This window comes from Micromonospora sp. HM134 (genome assembly GCF_007833915.1).
GTDB lineage: Bacteria > Actinomycetota > Actinomycetes > Mycobacteriales > Micromonosporaceae > Micromonospora > Micromonospora wenchangensis.
This window is the reverse complement of the sequence record NZ_CP041061.1, coordinates 2,340,831-2,354,615: the sequence shown is the minus strand read 5'-3', so window position 1 is coordinate 2,354,615 and position 13,785 is coordinate 2,340,831. Positions and strand designations below refer to the sequence as shown.

The following is a 13,785-nucleotide window of genomic DNA, read 5'->3' as shown; positions in this document are numbered from 1 at the left end:
CTGACAGGATCTGGTCCGAACCCATCAGTTCCACCGGCCTGTCGCCCCTGACACCCACCGGCCGGTGGATCGGTACGCGCGGCGGGGGCACGGTCCCCCACACCAGCTCCCGCCGCGTGTACACCACTTCTCCGGGTTTCCCCCTCCGGTCAGCGGGTCGCCGCGTAGGCGTCGATCTCGGCGGTGATCCGGGCCTGCCCGGCCGGGTCGAGGAACGACGCGGACACCGCCTCCCGGGCCAGCGCCGCGAGCCCGTCGGGGCCGGCGTCGAGCAGTCGGGCGGCGACGGCGTACTCGTCGTTGAGGGTGGTGCCGAACATCGGCGGGTCGTCGGAGTTGATGGTGACCCGGACGCCCGCGTCGACGAGCCGGCGCAGCGGGTGCTCCTCGATCCGGGCGACGGCCCGGGTCCGCACGTTGGACGTCGGGCAGACCTCCAGCGGGATGCGCCGCTCGGCCAGGTGGGCGAGCAGTTCGGGGTCCTGCGCGGCGGAGATGCCGTGGCCGATCCGCTCGGCGCCCAGCTCGCGCAGGGCGTCCCAGACGGTCTGTGGGCCGGTGGTCTCCCCGGCGTGCGGCACGGAACGCAGCCCGGCCGCCCGCGCCTGGTCGAAGTACGGCTTGAACTGCGGTCGGGGCACCCCGATCTCGGGGCCGCCGAGGCCGAAGGCGACCAGCCCGTCGGGGCGCTCGTCGAGGCTGATCCGCAGGGTCTCCTCGGCGGCCGGCAGGCCGGCCTCGCCGGGGATGTCGAAGCACCAGCGCAGCGCGATGCCGAAGTCGGCCTCGGCGCGGCGGCGGGCGTCCTCGATCGCCTCGCAGAACGCCGGTGCGGGGATGCCCCGGCGCACGTGCGAGTAGGGGGTGACGGTCAGCTCGGCGTAGCGGACCTGCTGGCGGGCCAGTTCCCGGGCCACCTCATGGGTGAGCAGCCAGACGTCGTCGGGGTCGCGGATCAGGTCGACGACGCTGAGATAGACCTCGATGAAGTGGGCGAAGTCGCGGAACGCGAAGTAGTCGGCGAGCGCGTCCGGGTCCGCCGGTACGGGGCTGCGTCCCTCGTGCCGGGCGGCCAGTTCGGCGACGATCCGGGGGGACGCGGAGCCCACGTGGTGCACGTGCAGCTCCACCTTGGGCAGTTCGGCGATGAAGGCGGACAGGTCGGTCACTGCTGCTCCTTGTGACGGGCACCCGTGCGGGCGACCACGAAGATCCGACGGAACGGGAAGTACACCTGACCCTGCCGTACCGGGTACGCGCGGGCCAACAGGGTGCCCAGCGCGGCGCGGAACCCGGCCAGGGCGGTGTCGTCCAGCGCCGCCCGCACGGGGCGCAGGGCGGTGCCGTCCAGCCAGGTCAGCACGGGGTGTTCGGCGTCGGCGGGGGCGGGCAGCAGGTGCAGGTAGGTGGTCTCCCAGGCGTCGACCGCGCAGCCGGCGGCGGTCAGCGCGGTGGCGTACCCGACCGGATCGTCGACGGGGTCCTCGCGCAGCAGCGGCCGGACGGTGGCCGCCCAGCGGGGGTCGGCGGCGACCTCGCGCAGCGCCCGGTGCGAGGGGCCGGCGAAGTTGCCGGGCACCTGGAACGCCAGCCATCCGCCGGGCGGCAGCGCGCCGGCCCAGCGGCGCAGCAGGGCGCGGTGGTCGGGCACCCACTGGAGGACCGCGTTGGCGACCAGCACGTCCACGTCGGGGGCGGGCCGCCAGTCGGTGACGTCGCCGACGGTGAAGTCGACCGGGGTGTCGAGCGTGCGGGCCCGCCCGATCATCTCCGGGGAGGAGTCGAGGCCGGTGATCCGGGCGTCCGGCCAGCGCCGGGCGAGGGTGGCGGTCAGGGTGCCCGGACCGCAGCCGAGGTCGACCACCGCGCGTGGCCGGTCGACGCCGACCCGGGCCAGCAGGTCGTGGAACGGGCGGGACCGCTCGTCGCCGTAGCGCAGGTAGCTGCCCGGGTCCCACATGACCAACCTCCCATACCGTACGTACGTCTTGTGACGACGGTACGGCCGGCGCTGCGCCCCGGCAAGCAGGTCACTAGGCTCGACCGCATGGAACAGCGCAGCTTCGACCGGCTCGGCCGGCAGGTGGGTGTGGTCGGCCTCGGGGCCTGGCAGCTCGGCGCGGACTGGGGACAGGTCAGCGAGGGCGACGCCCTGGCCGTCCTCGCCGCCGCCGTGGAGTCCGGCGTCACCTTCCTCGACACCGCCGACGTCTACGGCGACGGCCGCAGCGAGCAGCTGATCGGGCGGTTCCTGCGGGAAAACCCCGGACACGGGCTCACCGTCGCCACCAAGATGGGCCGCCGGGTGCCGCAGACCCCGCAGGCGTACACCCTGGACAACTTCCGGGCCTGGACCGACCGGTCCCGGGCCAACCTCGACGTGGAAACCCTCGACCTGGTTCAGCTGCACTGCCCGCCCAGCGAGGTCTTCGCCGACGACCGGGTCTTCGACGGCCTCGACACCCTCGTCGCCGAGAAGCGGATCGCCGGGTACGGCGTCAGCGTCGAGACCTGCGACCAGGCGCTCACCGCGATCGCCCGGCCGGGGGTGGCCAGCGTCCAGATCATCCTGAACGCGGTCCGGCTCAAGCCCCTCGACGAGGTGCTGCCGGCCGCCGCCGCAGCGGGCGTCGGGATCATCGCCCGGGTGCCGCTGGCCAGCGGCCTGCTCTCCGGCCGGTACGACGAGCACACCACCTTCGCCGCCGACGACCACCGCACCTACAACCGGCACGGGGAGAGCTTCGACGTCGGCGAGACCTTCTCCGGCGTCGACTTCGGCCTCGGCCTGACCGTGGTGCGCCGGCTCGCCCCGCTGGTCGGCGACGGGCGCACGATGGCCCAGTTCGCCCTGCGCTGGGTCATCGACCAGCCCGGGGTGACCGTGGTCATCCCCGGCGCGCGCAACCCGGAACAGGCCCGGGGCAACGCCGCCGCAGCCGGGTCCCCCGCGCTCACCGGGGCCGAGCTGGACACCGTCCGGTCGGTCTACGACGAGCTGGTCCGCCCCCGGGTGCACGACCGGTGGTGAGCCACGCCGGCCCGGTCGTCGCGTCGGCGCGGTCCGGCCGGCATCCTGGTGACCGGGCCGGATCGACCGGCCCACGGAGGGGGGACCGGTGAGGGGATGGCTCACGCTCACCCTGGGCCTGCTGGCCGTGGTGGTCGGCGCCGTCTGGACGATCCAGGGCCTCGGGTACGTCGACGGCAGCCTGATGAGCGACGAGCGGTTGTGGGCCGTCGTCGGGCCGCTGCTGGTGCTGGCCGGGCTGGTGCTGCTCTGGCGCGGGCTGCGGGCCCGCCGGCTGCCCTGACCGGCCCGCCGGGCGCGGGCGTCGATGCGGAAAGCCCCGCGTCCTGAGGGGACACGGGGCTTCTCGTTGATCCGGCTGGCCGGACCACCCGGGCCGGCGAATGCCGACCGGCTTCGCTCAGAGGGGGCGGACCTGCTCGGCCTGCGGACCCTTCTGACCCTGGGCGATCTCGAACTCCACCCGCTGGTTCTCCTCCAGCGTGCGGTAGCCGCTGGTCTGGATGGCCGAGAAGTGGACGAACACGTCAGCACCCCCGCCGTCGACGGTGATGAAGCCGAAGCCCTTGTCAGCGTTGAACCACTTCACGGTTCCCTGCGCCATGTGTATCTCCTTCTAAAACTGGCGGCCGAGCACGCCGTGCGGCCGATTGGCCGTTTTCGAGCGGCGACGACCCAGGCGGGCCCCCACAGCGGGAGACCGCTCCGTGCCGACACCGTCTCGCAACAGCGGGGATCAGCAAACCACGTACCCAAAAACCTTGCACAGCCTAATCGACGAAATTCTCCGACATGTGACCTGACGGATGCCCGACGCACGCTGGCCGGGTCGTCCGCACCCAGGCGAAAGGCCCCCCGTACGTCGATGCGTACGGGGGGCCACAGGTCGTCGTCACCATTCGGGAAGGGAGCCGTCGCGGCTGGTCACCGGGCCGGCGGCGGCCCGGCCGAGCGGTCAGTCGGGCGGGGTCAGTCGGGCGGGGTCAGTCGGGCCAGCGCCCGGTGAGCCGCCGGACGCCGACCGCGCCACCACGGTCCACCGCGGCGCGGACGACCGAGAAGATCGCCCCCTGCAACGCCGCCGCCGCGAGGATCTCGCCCCAGCGGCGGTCCTCGTCGGTGGGGTTGGGCGCCTCGCCGTCCCCGGCGGTCGCCTTCCACACCTGCCGGAAGATCGTCCCGGCCAGCGCGCCGGCCGCCAGTCCCAGCAGCACCCCGACCGGCTTGTACACGGTCCTGCCGATGCCCTTGCTCACCTGCGCCTCCCCCGAACGATCAACAACACCACCACGGCGGCCACCGCGCCGGCCGCTATCGTCGCCCACGGCACCGGATCGCGCCGCACCGCCACCGACGTGTCGTACGCCTGGGTCCGGGCCCGGTCCACGCCGTGGGCCGCCTGCCCCCGCACCCGGGCCACGGTCGACGCGGCCTGCTCGCGCACCCGCTCGCGCGCCTGTTCCGCCGAGTCCTTCAGCCGGGCCTTGACGTCGGCCTTGGCGGCCAGCAGCTCCATGGTCTCGCCCAGCTCCACCCGGGTGCGCCGGATCTCCTCGCGCAGCGCCTCGGTGTCGCCCGTGCCGTTGCCGGTCCCGTTGCTGCCTGTCGTGCCGGTCATGCCCGTCCCCTGTCCTTCACCGCGGCGGCGACCGTGTCCACGTCCGCGCGGACGCTGCGGACCGTCGCCTCCGGCATCGGAGGGACCGCGTGGCTGACCTGCTTCTTCCCCACCAGCGCGAGCACCCCGGCGACGAGGAAGAGCACCACCGCCACGATCAGCGCCGCCGCCCACGCGGGCAGCACCAGGGCCAGCAGCAGGATCACGGCGGTGACCAGTGCGCCGAGCCCGTAGAGGGCCAGTGCTCCGCCGCCGCCGAAGAGGCCGATCCCGATCCCGGCGTGCTTGCCCTTCTGGGTCAGTTCCGCCCGGGCCAGGGCCAGCTCGTCCCGGACCAGTCGGGAGACCTGCTCGGTGGCCCGCTGCACCAGTTCGGCGGTGGACGGCTCGCTCCCGGTCCGGGACGTGCGGTGGTTCGCGACGTCAGCCATGCTGTCCTCCTTTCGTCATCACCGCGCTGTATGCCCGGAGCCGCCGTCCGTCAATCCTGCAATCCTGCGCACGGTGACCAACCACATCTGACCGCAGGTCGGGCCGGGCCGTCCGGCAAAACGCCGAAGCGGGTATGACACGGCCCCCGCGACCGGCGGTCGCGGGGGCCTGGACGGGGCTGCGGGTGGCTCAGCGGCGGGCGTCGGCCCCCGGGTCGGCCCCGACGGTGACGGCCTCGCCCCGGGCCTCCTGGTCCGGGCCGACGAACGCCTCGCTGCGGGCGTCGCCGTCGTCGCTGCCGCCGAAGACCCGGGCGTCGTCGGGCACGTCGCCCTCGGCGCGGCGACGGACCTGGCGGCGCGGCGGCACCCACTGCCAGGGCAGGCTGCCGGCGGCGTCGCCCACCTCGGCCCGGGTCCGGGGCAGCGCGGTCGGCCGGTGGTCGCGGACCCAGCCGACCAGGTGCTCGCGCACCAGGCACCGCAGGTCCCACAGGCTGCCGGCGTCGGCGGCGCTGACCAGGGCGCGCACCTTGATCGCGCCGCCGGTGGCGTCGGTGACCTGGAGCACGCAGACCCGGCCGTCCCACAGGTCGGTGCTCTCGACCAGCCGGCGCAGCTCCTCCCGCATCGACTGCACCGGCACCGACCAGTCGAGGTGGAACTCGGCCGTGCCGAGCACCGCCGCCTCGGTCCGGGTCCAGTTCTGGAACGGGGTGCTGGTGAAGTACGAGGTGGGCAGGATCAGTCGCCGGTCGTCCCAGATCTGGACCACCACGTAGCTGAGCGTCAACTCCTCGATCCGGCCCCACTCCCCCTCGACCACCACCACGTCGTCGAGGCGGACGGCGTCGCTGAAGGCGAGCTGGAGGCCGGCGATGACGTTGCCGAGCAGGCTCTGCGCGGCCAGCGCGGCTACCACACCGACCACACCGGCGCTGGTGAGCACACCCGCGCCGACACCGCGTACCGCCGGGAAGGTCATCAGCATCACGCCGACGGCGAGCACCACGATCACCACGATGGTCAGCCGGCGCAGCAGCACCACCTGGGTGCGTACCCGTCGGGCGTGCCGGTTGTCGGGCACGTCGACCCGCAGGAACCGGGCCAGCGCGGTGTCCTCCGCCACCACCAGCAGGGAGGCGACCAGCCAGGCCACCGCGGCGACCACCCCCAGCACCAGGATGTGCAGCACGGCCTGCCGCCACCCGGTGCCCACGGCGTAGCCGGTGGTCCAGCGGACCGCGAACTGGACGGCCACCACCGTGCCGGCGACCTGCAACGGCCGGTGCACGTGCGCGGTCAACTCCGTCATCAGGTGGGACCGCCGGCCGAGCCGGCGGATCAGCCGGTGTACCACCTCGACGAGCAACAGAGCGATCGCCGCCGCGGTGGCCGCGGCGGCGATCGTCTCGAGGTAGTCCTGCACGTGGTTGTCTCCTTCCGGCCGGGCTGATCGCATTCGGGCAAAGGCCCAATGGTGCCCGGCGTTTCCGGTATCGACCAGGCTCAGATCTTGCGGAACCGGGACTGGAAGAAGCAGTAGACCCCGAACGCGGCGATGCCGAGCGCCATCAGCGCCAGGATGAACGGCCCGTACGCCTGGTCCCGCAGGGTCCGCAGCGCGGCGTCCAAACCACGGGCCTTCTCCGGGTCGTAGTTGATCGCCGCGACCACGATCAGCAGGCCGGCGACGGCGAACACCGCACCCCGGGCGATGTAGCCGGCCATACCGAGCCGGCGGGTCAACTGCCGGGTCTTGCCGTTCATCTCGTTGGTCTTCAGGTTCCGCTCGAACTTCTTCTTGTAGCCGTAGATCATCATGCCGATGCCGACGGCGGCGAGCACCAGGCCGGCGAGCCCGACCAGCCAGCGACCGCCGCTGGAGGCCATCAGCTTCTCGCTGAACTGCTCCTGCTGGTCGGCGCTGTTGGAGCTGGCGTCCTGGACCACCTTGATCGAGGTCCAGGCGAGCCAGAGGAAGACGACGGTACGGACGCCCGAGGCGATCCGCTCGAAGAGGCGTTCCTTGCCCCGCTTGGCGTGGTGGCCGACGGCCGCCTCCAGCGCCTGCCAGATGGCCATCGCGATCAGCCCGACGGCGATCGCGATCAGCAGGAACTTGCCCATCGGCTGGGCGCCCAGGGCGCGCAGGGCACCGTTCTGGTTGCCCTCCTCGCCGGAGCCGGCGAAGGCGATCTGGAGGATGACCCAGGCGAAGAGCAGATGCACGATCCCGTAGCCGATGAAACCGGCCCGGGCGAGGAGTTCCAGCCAGCGGCTGTCCGCGGTGCGGGCAGCGGTGGCTTCGGCGTTCCGGGTGAGTGACATGGGCCCACAATCTCCGTTCGGGAAGATCCCCAAACGTGGTGCCGCCGGCCCGGGGCAGGTCAGCTGCCGGCGTTACGCGACACCCGGATCTGGACCTGCTGGTCGGTGACGCTGTCCAGGGTGACCGCGAAACCGCCCACCTCGGTGGCCTGCTGGCCGATGGTCAACGAGAGCTGCTCGCCGGCGACCTCGACGGTCACCTGGTCGCCCTGCGCGCCGATCAGCTTCGCCTCGACGCCGAGGATGGAGGCGCGGGCGTCGACGCCCCGGTCGAAGGTGACCGTGCAGGCGTCCAGGCCGCAGTCGGTGTCGGCACCGTCCGAGCTGCATCCGGCGAGCACGGCCACGCCGAGCGCCAGGCCGGCCAGCAGGCCGGCGGTCCGCCGGAGGGGGGTGGGGGTGGTGGCGCTTCGCTTCGTCACCCCACCAAGGGTACGAGACGCCGCCCACCCCGGCACCCGGGTGGATCTTCGGGGCGGGTGGGCGGGCTAGGGTCCGGACATGCCGTTCGACATCACCCGTACCCGGGCCGCGTACCCCGCGCTCGCCGAGGGTTTCGCCCACTTCGACGGTGCCGGTGGCACCCAGACCCCCCGGTCGGTGATCGACGCGGTGGCCGACGCGATGCGGATCGCGGTGGGCAACCGCAGCACCGCCTTCCTGCCCGGCCGCCGGTCACTGGAGCTGGTGACGGGGGCCCGGACGGCGGTGGCCGACCTGCTGGGCGTGGCCCCGGACGGGGTGGTGCTCGGGCCGAGCGCGACCGCGCTGACGTACACCCTGGCCCGGACGCTGGGCGCGGACTGGGGCCCCGGGGACGAGGTGGTGGTCTCCCGGCTCGACCACGACGCCAACGTGCGGCCCTGGGTGCAGGCGGCCGGGGCGGCGGGGGCGACCGTACGCTGGGCCGAGTTCGACCCGGTCACCGGCGACCTGCCCGCCGACCAGTACGCCGACCTGGTCGGCGGGCGGACCCGACTGGTGGCGGTGACCGCCGGCAGCAACGCGACCGGCACCGTGCCGGACGTGGCGGCGATCGCCGCGACGGCCCACGCGGCCGGCGCGCTGGTCTGCGTGGACGGCGTGCACTCGGTGCCGCACGGCCCCACCGACCTGGCCGCCACGGGTGCCGACTTCCTCGTCACCAGCGCCTACAAGTGGTCCGGCCCGCACCTGGCGGCGGTGGTGGCCGACCCGGCCCGCTGGGCGGGGCTGCGCCCGGCCAAGCTGGTCCCCTCCTCCGACGCGGTGCCCGACCGGTTCGAGGCCGGCACGCCGAGCTTCCCGCTGCTCGCCGGGGTGGCCGCCGCCGTCGACCACCTGGCCGGGCTGGACCCGACGGCCACCGGTGACCGGCGGGCCCGGGTCCGCGCCGGGCTGGCCGCCGCGCAGGCGTACGAGGGGACGCTGTTCGCCCGGCTGGCCGCCGGGCTGGCCGCCCGGCCGGCGGTCAGCGTCCTGCCGGCCGGCGGGCGGCGCTGCCCGACCGTGTCGTTCCGGCTGGCCGGGTGGACGCCGGCCGGGCTGGCCGCCGCGCTGGGCGCCGCCGGGCTCTGCCTGTCCAGTGGGGACTACTACGCCTACGAGTACTTCCAGTCGCTCGGGCTGCGCGACAGCGGCGGCGCCGTCCGGGCGAGCGTCTACCACTACAACACGGTCGACGAGGTGGACCGGCTGCTGGCCGAGCTGGACCGGCTGGCCGACCGGGGGGAGCCGGCGAACCGCTGAGGGCGGGCGGGTCAGCGGGTTCCGGTGAGCAGTTCGGCGGCGGCGCGGGCGGCGGCCCGGGTCGCGCCGTGGGTGGCCAGGTGCAGCCCGCCGGTGACCAGCTCGGGCAGGCCGAGTTCGACTATCACGGCGTCCGGGCGGGTGGCCAGCGCCCGGTCGACCGCGGCCCGCATCCACGGGTGCCGGTGCAGGTCCCGCACCACCAGCACCAGTGGCCGGCCGGCCGCCCCGGCGGTCGGGTCGGCGGGCAGGTCGGCCTCGGCGAGCCGGACGGTGGTGGTGCCGGGGAGCAGGTCGGCCAGGGGGGCCCCGAGCCCCCACGGGGTCTCCGCGCCGATCGCGATGTTGTGCGGCGCGGCGAACTCGACCACGTGCGCGGCGGCGGTCAACGGCAGCCGGCTGACCGCGTCGCCGCTGACCCGTACCGCGCGCCGGGCGGCGGTCAGGCCGACCGGCGAGCCGTCGGCGGGGCGCGGGGCGGGGTCGGGCCGGCCGGCGCGGGCGGCGGCGCTCCACTCGGCGAGCTGACCGACCCGCTTGGCGGCCTCGGCGAGGCGTTCCTCGGGCAGCTCACCGGCGAGCACCGCGGCCACGATCGCGTCGCGCAGGTAGCGGGCGGCGGCCTCGTCGGCGCGTTCACCGCCGACGCAGATCGCGTCCGCTCCGGCGGCGAGGGCCCGGACGGCGGTGCCGGCGAAGCCGTACCGGTCGGCGACGGCGCGCATCTCCACCGCGTCGGTGACCACCACGCCGGAGAAGCCCAGTTCCTCGCGGAGCAGGTCGCCGAGGATGCGGCGGCTGAGGGTGGCCGGCAGGTCGGGGTCGAGGGCGGGGACCAGCAGGTGCCCGGTCATCACCGCCTGCACCCCGGCGGCGACGGCGGCCCGGAAGGGGACCAGCTCACCGGCGTCCAGGCGGGCCCGGCTGGCCCCGATGCGGGGCAGGTCGTGGTGCGAGTCGACCCGGGTGTCGCCGTGGCCGGGGAAGTGCTTGGCGCAGGCGGCGACGCCGGCGGACTGGAGGCCGCGTACCCAGGCGGCGGTGTGCCGGGCCACCAGGTGCGGGTCGGCGCCGAAGGAACGCACCCCGATCACCGGGTTGGCCGGGTTGATGTTGACGTCGGCGTCCGGGGCGTAGTTGAGGGTGACGCCGAGGTCGGCGAGTTCGACGCCGAGGTCGCGGGCCACGTCCTCGGTGAGCGTCGGGTCGTCGACCGCGCCGAGGGCGAGGTTGCCGGGGCGGGAGCTGCCCCGGCCGGACTCGATCCGGGTGACGTCGCCGGCCTCCTCGTCGATGGCCACCAGCACGTCGGGGCGTTCGGCGCGCAGCGTCGCGGTGAGCGCGGCCACCTGTTCCGGGTCGACGACGTTGCGGGCGAACAGCACCACCGCGCCGAGCCCCTCGGCCAGCCACCGGCAGACCCAGTCGGGCGGGGTGGTGCCGACGAAGCCGGGTTGCAGGACGGTGGCGGCCAGACCCGCCAGGTTGCGCTCGTTCATCCGGCCCCGGTACCCCCGTCGCGTGTCGACGGCCCGATGCCGTCGCGGTGCTGCCATGGTCACACCGGGCGAGGTAATAGTCAATAAACCTTACTGTTACTGTCTGGCGTCGGTCGGGGCGACGTGCGACAGTGCGGGGATGGACCTGCCGCCGCTCGCCGACGCCACCTCGCCGGCCGACATCCCCGGCGTACGCCTGCTCGGCCTGGTGGTCGGCGGGTTGCTGCTGCTGGCCGCCATCCGGGCCATGTTCGGCCGCCGCTGAGTTCGGCCGTCGCCGGCCGACTGATCCCGCGCCGGCCGGGGTACCGCTAGCGGGTGTCACGCCGCACCCGGCGGCGCGCCCAGCGAGGGGGCACCATGAGGATCGGCTACTTCCTGTCCAGTGAGGAGTTCACCCCGGCGCAACTGCTGGAGCAGGCCCGGGCCGCCGAGCGGGCCGGCTTCCAGGCACTGTGGATCTCCGACCACTACCACCCGTGGACGGACGCCCAGGGGCAGAGCCCCTTCGTCTGGTCCGTCATCGGGGCGCTGAGCCAGGTCACCACGTTGCCGGTGAGCACGGCGGTGACCTGCCCCACGGTCCGCATCCACCCGGCGGTGCTGGCGCAGGCGGCGGCGACCAGCGCGGTCATGCACTCCGGCCGGTTCGTCCTCGGCGTCGGCACCGGCGAGGCGCTCAACGAGCACATCCTCGGCGACGCCTGGCCGCAGACCGACGTCCGGCTGGAGATGCTGGAGGAGGCCGTCGAGGTAATGCGGGAACTGTGGCGGGGCGACTTCGTCAACCACCACGGCCGGCACTACACGGTGGAGCACGCCCGCGTCTACACGCTGCCCGACACACCCCCGCCGGTGTACGTCTCCGGCTTCGGACCCAAGGCCGTCGACCTGGCCGCCCGGATCGGCGACGGCTACGTCAGCATGATGCCCGACGGCGACCTGGTCAGCCGGTTCCGGGACAACGGCGGCGGCGACAAGCCGTGCCAGGCCGGCTTCAAGGCCGCGTACGCCGACACCGAGGACGAGGGCGCGCGGATCGCGTACGAGACGTGGCCCAACGCCGGGGTGCCGGGCGAGTTGTCCCAGGTGCTGCCCTCCCCCCGGCACTTCGAGCAGGCGGCCCAACTGGTCACGCCGGATCAGGTGCGGCAGGGCTTCGTCTGCGGCAACAGCGCCGACGCGCACCTGGAGATGATCGACAGGTACGCCAAGGCCGGCTTCGACGAGGTCTACGTGGGCAACGCCGGCCCGCACTGGCCGGGCCTGTTCGACCTCTACCAACGTGAGGTGCTCCCCCACCTGCGCTGAATCCCACCGTCCACGGGTCACCGACACGCACCGCCGTCGGTGACCCGTGGTCGACCGGGCGTGCGCACCCGGTCACCGCGCCTGACCTGCGCCGTACCGGCCGGCATGGGCGGTGTGCCCGATCCGGTGGGGGCGGTTTCGGGGTCGATCCGCCCGGGTACCTCCGGCCCTCGATGAAGCTGTCCATGCACTCGACGACGTTGCGCCGCGCGGCGCGCAGCCTGTTCGGCTGGAAAGCGCTGCGGCCCAACCAGCTCGCCGCCATGCGCGCGGTGATGAAACGACGCGACGCCCTGGTGGTGCTCCCCACCGGAGCCGGCAAGTCGGCGATCTACCAGATCCCGGCGAGCCTGATCCCCGGGCCGACGGTGGTGATCTCCCCCCTGCTGGCCCTCCAGCAGGACCAGATCGCCGCGCTCAACGAACGCCAGCGCCCCGAGCTGCGCGCCGTCCGGATCAGCTCCGACGAGAGCGCCGCCCAGCAGGCCGAGGCGATCGAGGAGATCCGGCAGGGGCGGGCGGAGTTCCTCTTCATCACCCCGGAGGCGCTGGCCAACCCCGACCGGATGGCCGAGGTGAAGTCGCTGCGACCGGCCCTGGTGGCGATCGACGAGGCGCACTGCATCTCGGCGTGGGGGCACGACTTCCGCCCCGACTACCTGGCGTTGGGCCACCTGATCGACGGTCTCGGCCGTCCGCCGGTGGTGGCGCTGACCGCCACCGCCTCCCCACCGGTACGCGACGACATCATCGCCCGGCTGCGGCTGCGCGACCCCGAGGTGGTGGTCTCCGGGCTGGACCGGCCGAACCTGTTCGTCGAGGTCGCCTACTGCCCCACCGACGACTACCGCTGGCGGCGGCTGATCGCGTTGCTACGCGACGACGAGCGGCCCGGCATCATCTACGTGCCGACCCGGCGGGCCGCCGAGGTGCTGGCCGAGCGGCTGACCACGGCCGGTTTCCCGGCGGAGTACTACCACGGCGGTATGCCCACCGCCGCCCGGCACGGGCTGCACGAGGCGTTCCTCGCCGACCAGGTGCCGATCATGGTGGCGACGTCGGCGTTCGGCATGGGCATCGACAAGCCGAACATCGCCTGGGTGGTGCACATGGCGCTGCCCGACTCGCCGGACAGCTACTTCCAGGAGATCGGCCGGGCCGGGCGCGACGGTGCGCCGGCCCGGGTGCTGCTGCTGTGGCGGGCCGAGGACGTCGGCCTGCAACGCTTCTTCTCCGGCGGCCTGCCGGACGAGACCGAACTGCGGGACCTGGCCGCGCTGCTGCGTCGCCGGGCGACGACGAAGAAGGCGCTGCGCGAGGCGACCGGCCTCGGGCCGCGCAAGCTCGGGCAGTACCTGGCCCTGCTGGAGCAGATCGGGGCGGCCGAACCCCGGGCCGGGCAGAAGATCGGCGCACCGCGCTACTCCCCCACCCCGGTCGAGGCGGGCGCGGCGGCCCTGGCCGAGGCCGAACGGCAGCAGACGGTGACCCGCTCGCGTACCGACATGATGCGCGCCTTCGCCGAGACCACCGGCTGCCGGGGGCAGGTGCTGCTGGCCTACTTCGGCGAGCAGATGTCGCAGGTCTGCGGGCACTGCGACAACTGCCACGCCGGCACCAGCGTGGCAAGCGACGGCGCGGTCGGCCCGTTCCCGGTGCACAGCCAGGTGCGGCACCCGGAGTGGGGCCCCGGGTTGGTGCTCAACTGCGAGGAGGACCGGATGACGGTGCTCTTCGACGAGGTGGGTTACAAGACGCTCTCCGTGCGCGTGGTGTCCGAACAGGGTCTGCTGACGCTGGACTAGCCTGACCCGGGCGACCGCCCGCGTGCGGTGC

16 protein-coding genes are annotated in these 13,785 nt (G+C 73.9%); 6 read left to right on the top strand and 10 right to left on the bottom strand.

All coding sequences use genetic code 11. The features are described from left to right. Positions 1-149: 149 nt before the first annotated feature. Positions 150-1,169 carry an adenosine deaminase gene (locus FJK98_RS10535; RefSeq protein ID WP_145918859.1) on the bottom strand — a complete coding sequence of 340 codons (1,020 nt, stop codon included), beginning with the start codon at positions 1,167-1,169 and terminating at the stop codon, positions 150-152. Beyond that, on the bottom strand, positions 1,166-1,960 hold the full coding sequence (locus tag FJK98_RS10530; protein ID WP_145918858.1) for a trans-aconitate 2-methyltransferase: 795 nt from the start codon (positions 1,958-1,960) through the stop codon (positions 1,166-1,168). The genes FJK98_RS10535 and FJK98_RS10530 overlap by 4 nt, the downstream gene beginning before the upstream one ends. Positions 1,961-2,047: 87 nt before the next feature. On the opposite strand from FJK98_RS10530, the gene FJK98_RS10525 reads away from it, so the two are divergent. Together FJK98_RS10525 and FJK98_RS10520 are read left to right on the top strand one after the other, a co-directional pair. Beyond that, entirely contained in the window at positions 2,048-3,031 is a 984-nt protein-coding gene (locus FJK98_RS10525) for an aldo/keto reductase (RefSeq protein ID WP_145918857.1), read from the top strand. A gap of 88 nt (positions 3,032-3,119) precedes the next feature. Further along, complete coding sequence (locus FJK98_RS10520) at positions 3,120-3,314, top strand: hypothetical protein (RefSeq protein ID WP_145918856.1); 195 nt, start codon at positions 3,120-3,122, stop codon at positions 3,312-3,314. 117 nt (positions 3,315-3,431) lie between these two features. Here the strand turns inward: FJK98_RS10520 and FJK98_RS10515 are convergent, their stop codons facing one another. The 7 genes from FJK98_RS10515 to FJK98_RS10485 all read right to left on the bottom strand — a co-directional run bounded on the left by FJK98_RS10515 (position 3,432) and on the right by FJK98_RS10485 (position 7,833). Further along, positions 3,432-3,635, bottom strand: a complete 204-nt coding sequence (locus tag FJK98_RS10515; protein WP_011905669.1) for a cold-shock protein — start codon at positions 3,633-3,635, stop codon at positions 3,432-3,434. A gap of 379 nt (positions 3,636-4,014) precedes the next feature. Beyond that, positions 4,015-4,287 carry a DUF4235 domain-containing protein gene (locus FJK98_RS10510; protein WP_145918855.1) on the bottom strand — a complete coding sequence of 91 codons (273 nt, stop codon included), beginning with the start codon at positions 4,285-4,287 and terminating at the stop codon, positions 4,015-4,017. After that, positions 4,284-4,649, bottom strand: a complete 366-nt coding sequence (locus tag FJK98_RS10505; RefSeq protein WP_145918854.1) for a DUF3618 domain-containing protein — start codon at positions 4,647-4,649, stop codon at positions 4,284-4,286. The genes FJK98_RS10510 and FJK98_RS10505 overlap by 4 nt, the downstream gene beginning before the upstream one ends. After that, positions 4,646-5,080 (bottom strand): phage holin family protein, encoded by a 435-nt coding sequence (locus tag FJK98_RS10500; RefSeq protein WP_145918853.1) that lies wholly within the window; start codon positions 5,078-5,080, stop codon positions 4,646-4,648. Before FJK98_RS10500 ends, FJK98_RS10505 begins: the two co-directional genes overlap by 4 nt. A 190-nt stretch (positions 5,081-5,270) precedes the next feature. Continuing rightward, complete coding sequence (locus FJK98_RS10495) at positions 5,271-6,509, bottom strand: mechanosensitive ion channel family protein (protein ID WP_145918852.1); 1,239 nt, start codon at positions 6,507-6,509, stop codon at positions 5,271-5,273. A gap of 80 nt (positions 6,510-6,589) precedes the next feature. After that, positions 6,590-7,411 (bottom strand): DUF1206 domain-containing protein, encoded by an 822-nt coding sequence (locus FJK98_RS10490; RefSeq protein ID WP_145918851.1) that lies wholly within the window; start codon positions 7,409-7,411, stop codon positions 6,590-6,592. A gap of 59 nt (positions 7,412-7,470) precedes the next feature. Next, positions 7,471-7,833 (bottom strand): hypothetical protein, encoded by a 363-nt coding sequence (locus tag FJK98_RS10485; RefSeq protein WP_145918850.1) that lies wholly within the window; start codon positions 7,831-7,833, stop codon positions 7,471-7,473. Between the two features lie 79 nt (positions 7,834-7,912). Here FJK98_RS10485 and FJK98_RS10480 point away from each other — a divergent pair, with 79 nt between their 5' ends. Then, complete coding sequence (locus FJK98_RS10480) at positions 7,913-9,139, top strand: cysteine desulfurase-like protein (protein WP_145918849.1); 1,227 nt, start codon at positions 7,913-7,915, stop codon at positions 9,137-9,139. Between the two features lie 11 nt (positions 9,140-9,150). Here FJK98_RS10480 and FJK98_RS10475 read toward each other — a convergent pair whose 3' ends face one another. After that, positions 9,151-10,638 (bottom strand): glycoside hydrolase family 3 protein, encoded by a 1,488-nt coding sequence (locus FJK98_RS10475; RefSeq protein WP_145918848.1) that lies wholly within the window; start codon positions 10,636-10,638, stop codon positions 9,151-9,153. A gap of 139 nt (positions 10,639-10,777) precedes the next feature. On the opposite strand from FJK98_RS10475, the gene FJK98_RS34530 reads away from it, so the two are divergent. From FJK98_RS34530 to FJK98_RS10465, 3 genes are all read left to right on the top strand, one after another. Continuing rightward, a complete protein-coding gene (locus FJK98_RS34530; RefSeq protein WP_255470159.1) occupies positions 10,778-10,903 on the top strand; it encodes a hypothetical protein in 126 nt (41 codons plus the stop codon). Between the two features lie 95 nt (positions 10,904-10,998). Beyond that, positions 10,999-11,949 carry a TIGR03557 family F420-dependent LLM class oxidoreductase gene (locus FJK98_RS10470; RefSeq protein WP_145918847.1) on the top strand — a complete coding sequence of 317 codons (951 nt, stop codon included), beginning with the start codon at positions 10,999-11,001 and terminating at the stop codon, positions 11,947-11,949. 173 nt (positions 11,950-12,122) lie between these two features. Beyond that, positions 12,123-13,754, top strand: coding sequence for an ATP-dependent DNA helicase RecQ (locus FJK98_RS10465; RefSeq protein ID WP_145918846.1), 1,632 nt, complete (start codon positions 12,123-12,125; stop codon positions 13,752-13,754). Positions 13,755-13,785: the final 31 nt, after the last annotated feature.

Excerpts from the sequence above, each read along its gene's own strand:
- FJK98_RS10530 (WP_145918858.1), bottom strand. The coding sequence starts at position 1,960 with ATGTGGGACCCGGGCAGCTACCTGCGCTACGGCGACGAGCGGTCCCGC.
- FJK98_RS10525 (WP_145918857.1), top strand. The coding sequence starts at position 2,048 with ATGGAACAGCGCAGCTTCGACCGGCTCGGCCGGCAGGTGGGTGTGGTC.
- FJK98_RS10515 (WP_011905669.1), bottom strand. The coding sequence starts at position 3,635 with ATGGCGCAGGGAACCGTGAAGTGGTTCAACGCTGACAAGGGCTTCGGC.
- FJK98_RS10505 (WP_145918854.1), bottom strand. The coding sequence starts at position 4,649 with ATGACCGGCACGACAGGCAGCAACGGGACCGGCAACGGCACGGGCGAC.
- FJK98_RS10500 (WP_145918853.1), bottom strand. The coding sequence starts at position 5,080 with ATGGCTGACGTCGCGAACCACCGCACGTCCCGGACCGGGAGCGAGCCG.
- FJK98_RS10490 (WP_145918851.1), bottom strand. The coding sequence starts at position 7,411 with ATGTCACTCACCCGGAACGCCGAAGCCACCGCTGCCCGCACCGCGGAC.
- FJK98_RS10480 (WP_145918849.1), top strand. The coding sequence starts at position 7,913 with ATGCCGTTCGACATCACCCGTACCCGGGCCGCGTACCCCGCGCTCGCC.
- FJK98_RS10475 (WP_145918848.1), bottom strand. The coding sequence starts at position 10,638 with ATGAACGAGCGCAACCTGGCGGGTCTGGCCGCCACCGTCCTGCAACCC.
- FJK98_RS34530 (WP_255470159.1), top strand. The coding sequence starts at position 10,778 with ATGGACCTGCCGCCGCTCGCCGACGCCACCTCGCCGGCCGACATCCCC.
- FJK98_RS10470 (WP_145918847.1), top strand. The coding sequence starts at position 10,999 with ATGAGGATCGGCTACTTCCTGTCCAGTGAGGAGTTCACCCCGGCGCAA.
- FJK98_RS10465 (WP_145918846.1), top strand. The coding sequence starts at position 12,123 with ATGAAGCTGTCCATGCACTCGACGACGTTGCGCCGCGCGGCGCGCAGC.